The organism is Methylobacillus methanolivorans (genome assembly GCF_054588515.1).
Genome location: NZ_BAAILT010000006.1, coordinates 1 through 6,332 on the forward strand (window position 1 = coordinate 1; position 6,332 = coordinate 6,332).

11 protein-coding genes are annotated in these 6,332 nt (G+C 53.1%); 3 read left to right on the forward strand and 8 right to left on the reverse strand.

All coding sequences use genetic code 11. From position 1 onward, the window contains the following. The 3 genes from LG202_RS14080 to LG202_RS14090 all read left to right on the forward strand — a co-directional run. Positions 1–197 (forward strand): hypothetical protein (locus LG202_RS14080; protein ID WP_230349023.1); only part of this gene is annotated, 197 nt, incomplete at its 5' end. Between the two features lie 59 nt (positions 198–256). Then, positions 257–487: a DUF4258 domain-containing protein gene (locus tag LG202_RS14085; RefSeq protein ID WP_230349024.1), complete on the forward strand. Its 231-nt coding sequence runs from the start codon at positions 257–259 to the stop codon at positions 485–487. A 3-nt stretch (positions 488–490) separates the two neighbouring features. Then, complete coding sequence (locus tag LG202_RS14090; protein WP_459725039.1) at positions 491–679, forward strand: DUF2283 domain-containing protein; 189 nt, start codon at positions 491–493, stop codon at positions 677–679. Positions 680–711: 32 nt separating this feature from the next. Here the strand turns inward: LG202_RS14090 and LG202_RS14095 are convergent, their stop codons facing one another. From LG202_RS14095 to LG202_RS14130, 8 genes are all read right to left on the reverse strand, one after another. After that, a complete protein-coding gene (locus LG202_RS14095; protein WP_230349025.1) occupies positions 712–1,887 on the reverse strand; it encodes a zonular occludens toxin domain-containing protein in 1,176 nt (391 codons plus the stop codon). Continuing rightward, complete coding sequence (locus LG202_RS14100; protein ID WP_230349026.1) at positions 1,884–2,207, reverse strand: DUF2523 domain-containing protein; 324 nt, start codon at positions 2,205–2,207, stop codon at positions 1,884–1,886. Before LG202_RS14100 ends, LG202_RS14095 begins: the two co-directional genes overlap by 4 nt. A 1-nt stretch (position 2,208) precedes the next feature. Then, the gene (locus LG202_RS14105) at positions 2,209–3,672 is read right to left on the reverse strand and encodes a virulence factor TspB C-terminal domain-related protein (RefSeq protein ID WP_230349027.1); all 1,464 of its coding nucleotides are present in this window, start codon (positions 3,670–3,672) and stop codon (positions 2,209–2,211) included. A 105-nt stretch (positions 3,673–3,777) separates the two neighbouring features. Continuing rightward, positions 3,778–4,002 carry a major capsid protein gene (locus LG202_RS14110; RefSeq protein ID WP_230349028.1) on the reverse strand — a complete coding sequence of 75 codons (225 nt, stop codon included), beginning with the start codon at positions 4,000–4,002 and terminating at the stop codon, positions 3,778–3,780. Then, positions 3,989–4,231, reverse strand: coding sequence for a hypothetical protein (locus tag LG202_RS14115; RefSeq protein ID WP_230349029.1), 243 nt, complete (start codon positions 4,229–4,231; stop codon positions 3,989–3,991). The genes LG202_RS14110 and LG202_RS14115 overlap by 14 nt, the downstream gene beginning before the upstream one ends. A gap of 206 nt (positions 4,232–4,437) precedes the next feature. Continuing rightward, positions 4,438–4,653, reverse strand: a complete 216-nt coding sequence (locus LG202_RS14120; protein WP_230349030.1) for a hypothetical protein — start codon at positions 4,651–4,653, stop codon at positions 4,438–4,440. 5 nt (positions 4,654–4,658) lie between these two features. Next, entirely contained in the window at positions 4,659–4,955 is a 297-nt protein-coding gene (locus LG202_RS14125; protein ID WP_230349031.1) for a hypothetical protein, read from the reverse strand. 2 nt (positions 4,956–4,957) lie between these two features. Next, positions 4,958–6,193: a replication initiation factor domain-containing protein gene (locus tag LG202_RS14130; RefSeq protein WP_230349032.1), complete on the reverse strand. Its 1,236-nt coding sequence runs from the start codon at positions 6,191–6,193 to the stop codon at positions 4,958–4,960. Positions 6,194–6,332: the final 139 nt, after the last annotated feature.

A 6,332-nucleotide genomic window follows, 5' to 3' on the forward strand; every position in this document is an offset into this window, starting at 1 on the left:
CGCGAGAACCACATGAAGCAATAAGCATCAAGGGGCGGCATAAAGCCGTTCCGTTTCACTACACTTTTTATACGCCCGGCTTCGCCGGTTTTACCCTTGATCCTTATTTCTCCATGTGTTGCTGGTCGGCCATGCCGTATGGCACGGGCAAGTGTGCCAAAAACGGGCACACCAACCCATACCAACGCCAGACCTAAACGCGGCAGTGTCTTGGGTGATTTTTTGACAGGTAATTTAAACAAGGTAAGATAGCCCCATGGAATACAGGTTAAGCGACCATGCGTTGAAGCGGATGGTGAAGCGCGGCGTAAAGGAAGAGTGGGTTAGGGAGACGTTGGCTAACCCGGACACGACGCGAGTTGATGCAGATGACATTACGTTGGTTCATGCGATCAAGGCTATTGCTGATCGTGGATTTAAGCAGTTGCGTGTCATCTATAACGAAACCACTGAGCCAGTGACGGTTGTCACGGTATTTTTTGAATAGGTGATGAATATGAAAATTGAGTTTGATCCGATTGCAGATGCTTTGTATATCGCACTGAGCGAGAACGATGTAGAGCGTACCGAGGAAATCCGCCCCGGCGTGATCTTGGACTATGACGCCCTGGGCAACATTGTTGGTTTTGAAATGTTGTCGGTCAGTAAACAGAGCGGGAAGCTGAAACACGCTGCCTGATAATGAAGCCCCGCAAGGGGCTTTTTTATTGCCTATGTATTCGGGAACGCCCATTGGCTTTCCTTCATTCTTTCGCGCTGAATAGCGCTAGGTTGGATGGGTTGCTGCTGGACTTGATCCGGCGTTTGCGCTTGCTGCACAGGGTTTGCATTGCGCTTCTCCAGCTCCGCATCCTGGCGTTCCAGCGTGCGTTGCCTGGCTTCTTCACTACGCTGACGATCTGCTGTGACGCGTTCCCGCTCCGCCTGCTGGCTCAGATCATTGGCCGACTGGCCCGGGTTAAAGTCGACGAACATGCCGCCCTGGATGATCTGCTTGCACAAGTATTCCGGGGTGGCGACGGGCGTCCCTTGTTGGCTATAGCACTTACACTGCCCCCGGAAATCCACGCAAGCAGCCGGCACCGGCACGGTGATGGGTTCAGTGAGCTTGTCATACACAGGCGCGGTATACGGCAGCCCTGGCACCCGTTCCTGTCGTGCCTCCAGCCAGGTTGGTTCCTCTTTGACGTATTGCCTGGCTGGTGCATAGGGCTGGGCTGTTGGGTTGATGACCTTCTCGGTCTGCACTTCCAGATTTTCAGGGGTATGGTGATCGGTAAAGCCGTTAATGGTCTTGATCGCATACCAGGCGACCAGGACGAACAGGATAGGCATCAGCACCACCAGTACCAGCCTGGCCGGGATGCGCTTCTTCACCGTATGCAGATCAGCCGACTTGTACCAGCCGAACACCTCCTTCGGATAGACGAAGTGTTTCTCGATGGAGCCTTTCAGGCTCTTGACGTTCTCACGGACGGATTGGAATTCGTGAATGGTGGACTTCTGGAACCCATAGAAGCGCACGACATGGAAATGACGGCCAACGAGCCTACGCACGTTGCCGTCCAGGAGCATGGGATGTTGCGTGATCAGGAACAGGTCATGGCCAGAATGGCGGTGGACTTCCAACTGACTGACACACTTAGGCACCGCAGCGCCATTAGCGCGTGGTCTAAACGTGCCCTGGCATTCATCAATCACGATGATCGCCCCTTGTGGGCAATCCACCCAGTCTTCACCTTTCTGCATCTTCTGCCAGTCCAGGGTGAGTTCTGGAATACCGTGATAGAACACAGGCCGCATTTCCTTGTCGGCCATGTCCTTGATGGTCTTGAGTGTGAACAGGCTTTTACCCGAGCCTGGCAGGCCAGTGATCAGCGTAATCATTTAGTGATCCCGAACTTGGTCATGAGGCCACTGGTGACACCCTGAATCACCAGGCGCGCGCTATAGGCACTGGCGAGCACATTGAGCGCCTTATCAATCTTGAGCGTCCCCAGCATGCCCATCATTTCCGGGGACACAGCGCTAAAGCTGGTATAGGCATGTTGCATCAAGTAATTGATCAACACATCCACGCCCTGGTAAGTGATGAAGCCAAAGCCCAGCGCAATGAGCAGCTTGACCAGGCCGTGCATGATGGATTGACCAAAGCCGCCAATCAGCGCAGCGACGATCCAGGAAGCAATACCAATGAGAGCAGGCATATCAGATGAACCCCACGATACGAAGCGCAGCGAGATAGGCCGCTGCCAACAGGAAATAGCCGATCATTTCCAGATAAGGACAGATCTTGCTGAACGGCACCGACACCGAATGGCCACCAATGGAGAACTGGACATCCGAGATACATGAAGCCCCGAAGGAGTAGGGGCCGGAATCCGACACCAGTGAGCCGACATTGATCGTGCGATTACCATCGCCCTCACGGTTCAGGTAAGCCGTGACGTCTTCGTCTTCTTCACCATGCAGGATGCGTTGCCCACGACCTGCCGCATCAGCAAACTGTTCCATGCCTTCAATGTCATCACAGCGATCCTGGTGAATCTTGCGAGACATGGCGCAATTGGCTGCATCGCCTTCACATTCCCAGGAGCCACAACCGCCGCCCCAGGTGCCTTTCTTGTCCTCCTTGTCAGCTTCTTTGCAGACTTTGGCATTGGGATTTTTTTGGCAGTAGGCTTCCTGCGGTTCGCTGGTACTGGTGGTGCTGCCATCCGGGTTGGTGGTGGTTTCCGTGACGGTAGGTTGGCTTCCAGCACCGCTGCCTGGCGTGATGGTAATCACTGGGCTAGGGGTGACCGTTGTGGTTGGTTCTGGATTGGGATTTTCAGGCGTAGGAGCCGGGGTTTCTGTCTTGACTGTAGGCTTGGGTGCAATATCGACAGGTTTGCCACCTGGTGTGCCTGGCTTGAGACACATGACGGTGGTAGTGCCGTTAGTGGTGTAACTACCCCAGGTCATGCCTTTCTTAGCACAGTCGCATTCCGGGCAAGGGCTGGGGGTTTCTGCTGGGTCTGGTGCATCTTCGGCACCATCGGGTTGTTCGTCTTCGGGCGCGTCGCAGGGAACGCCAGTGTTGTCTTCAACGTCCGTCCACCAAGTCTTTTGTCCGTTGCTGACGACAAGGCCAAAGGCATCGCCCAGGCCGTAATAGCAACCATTGAAGCAGGCCATGGTGCCTTTGCCAGTGAGGGGTTGTTCCGTACCGCAGACACCATTGCAGCCTGGGGTGCATTGCGGAGGAGCTTTACAAGTACCATCAGGCTGGCGAACTGCAGGAGGAACGCAGGCTGGCACCGTGCAATAGTATTTTTCGTTATTGCCAGAATTCCAGGTTGTGTTATCGCATGACCACTGACGATTGACCGTAAAACTAGCATCAACATTTAATTGATTCTTGACCACGCATAAATAGGTCTGGTGATTAACAGCCTGTATGCCTGTATAGGCATAGGTCTTATGGGCAGCAGGCGCAGAGGCATTCTGCTTATCGGCATGGGTTGAGCCGTAGGAATCACAAGCGAGTTGAGCGGTATTGTGAAACCCGGTATTGGCCCCCGACACATTCACTGACCAACGGTATTTAGCCTCTACTTGCTCAGTGGCAGCATACGAAACACCAGTCCATAGCCAGGCCATGATCAAGATCAAGCGTTGAACAGTATCCACAGCGCCCCCAGTATGCCTAACATGACGATCCAGCCTTCCATGTGATCCCTCGTAATAAAAAAGGCCATGAGGGCTTTACGCTCATGGCCGATGGGTTACCTTGCTTTAGTTACCACGAATGCTGTTGTAAGCCTTCTTGGTACCCCATACCAACAACATGGCGACACCCACCGCTGCCACCGCAGTCACGGCATCGGCAAACAGGGTGGTGATTTCCGAGACGTCGATAGCAGCACTCGCACCTTGGGAAGCTAAGGCCAAAGGACTAGCGACAATCGCACCCTTGATCAGACGAGTGCCGTACTTACGAGCTTGGTTAATTGGTTTCATTTGATTCTCCTTCTTTCAACATATGAATGACTGCACGGAATGCAGCCGCGATTGCCCAGAGCAGCCCGATACTCAAGCTGATCTGAACTCCTTCAGCAGCGGTGAGATGCATCACACCGTTCTGCAATTCGGTAGGACTCACCACGAGCGCCGTGCAAGTGGTGTAGTCGCTGGGTTGGGGTACTAGCACCTGGTAGGTGCCAGCACCGAGGTCAATGAGGCATTGCATTTCTGGCCTTGAGTTCCAGATCAAGAATCTTGCGCACAAGCCTGGTAAATAAGGCGACATGCACGATTCCGCTCACCACAAACCCCAACAGAAAAACGCCTAGTAAGAGTTGCCACTCAGAAAATAGAATCATGCGAACCCCACAACGAGCATGCCGCCTAGGCAGAGGCCGATAGCTAGCGCGGCCAAGTTAAGCATTAGGCGTTTCATTGAATTGCCTCCTGTTCTGTCTCAGGGACGAGTTCCCACGCAGAAAACACTGCATAGTCGTCGTCTAGGTTCAGGCGGGCCGTATCCACCGCTTCATGCGGGCAATAGAGTCGCCCGGCTTTCTCTGCAAGGTTGGTGTAGCTCAATTCCTCGGTGAGAAAAGCGCCAGTGCTACGGCACTGAATAATGTAGAAGCGGCGGAAATCGGTCATGATGGTTAGGCCGCTGTCTTGAGTTCAGATTTGCCGACCAGCTTGAAACCCTGGCAGACAATGCCCTTGGTGGTCATTTCCAGATCGAGTTCAGCTTCGACGGGGTAGGGAAGCTGCTTCAATTTCTCGAAATTGACAGACGTACCAAAGGTGACGGTTTGCGCGTTGAAACCCACCTCAGAGCCTGCCGAGGTGGATACGGGCATCACGATATGGATTTTGGTGAAATCGTGCTTGGTGCCTTCAACCACATCGTTGAAGAAACGAGCGCCCAGGACAGTAGCTTTAGTTTTGAATTGCATGATTAAATCCCTTCACAGATAACAGACATGACAAGGGGCATATGATCCAGAGGGGAGTGGTGCATACTGGAGTCAACATGCCGGAAAGATGGAGGGAGTACGCCCTTGGGGAGCTTGCCCTCTCGTTTGATTAACTCAAGGACACGTTCAGCCGTCCCCTCGACGTTAAGCATCAGGTTGATAGCGGCACCACACTGGCGTTTTAGCCATTTCTTGGTGCGCTCATAGGAGATTTCGACGGTTTTTTTTACAGTCAGGATTCGTTCCGCAGTGTCAGAGAAACTGGCGAATACGGGATAAGCCGCTGCAAAATACTCGTGTGGGAATTTAAGGACGTCAAACGGTATAACTCGGTCAACTGACTTGAATTCGACTTCAAGCCGCATCCATGGCGAATCTGCATCACCAAGCTGTTTGCCCTTTTCATAGCCTCGGAAAAACTTCCCATTTGAGCGGTTGCCAATGTAGACGGATCGCCCCTTACCATTAGGACGCTTCCAGTTGCCGCGTTGCTCGATATCAGGATTACGCCCGCCACAGTTGAAGCCTCCATTGTCGTAATTTTCAACCAGGGATTCAGGCGTAAAGAGCTTTCCCGCTACATCGTCGTAAGTCAGGTCAATACGCGTGATCTTTGGGTTGATAGCAGATTTCAGGAAATCGAAAGTACGCCTTTCCCACGCACCCCGAGCAGCAGCGCAGCCCTCACCAGATAGCGAAATCAGTACGCTATTACGTTGCCCGCCGTAGCAAACGAGGCCGTAGTTCTCACCCAGCACATACGACGTATGGTAGAAATTGGCTCCCTTGTCCCGCTTGGAGGTAATGCCGAATCCAAACAGGGATTCACACACCATGGAAACGGACATAATCACTTCCTGATCCGTTACAGCACCCTCAAGCACCTGGAAGGTATCTTCATGAACCGTGAAATTCAGCCAGTCGATAAAACATACCTTCGATGAATAGTGTTTCCGGGGTAACACTTCCTTGATCTTCCCACCCTCAAGAACGAGATTTATAGACTTTCCCCCCGTATTACCTAGGGGGGAGACCAGCACGGCTGCGCCGCCGTCGGCTCCGCTCGCCGGGAACGCAGCCGCGATGGCTGCATCCATGGCGTTAACGCTTTCTTTCAAGCTGGCATTGATTTTCTTGAAGTCGTCAGGTGTCAGGCGTGCACGTGCAAGCACATGGGCATCGGCGTGGAGAATGGGGCGTTTCTTGATGGAAGCCATTAGAGGGAGAACTCCTGTTCTAAGGCGTGTTTGTTGAGCAAAGCGAGGTTCACCAGGCGGTATTTGCCGATCTCAACCACAGGCAAATAACCGCGATTAATCCAGCCCGTGACGGTGTCTTCTGTCACGCCCACAATCT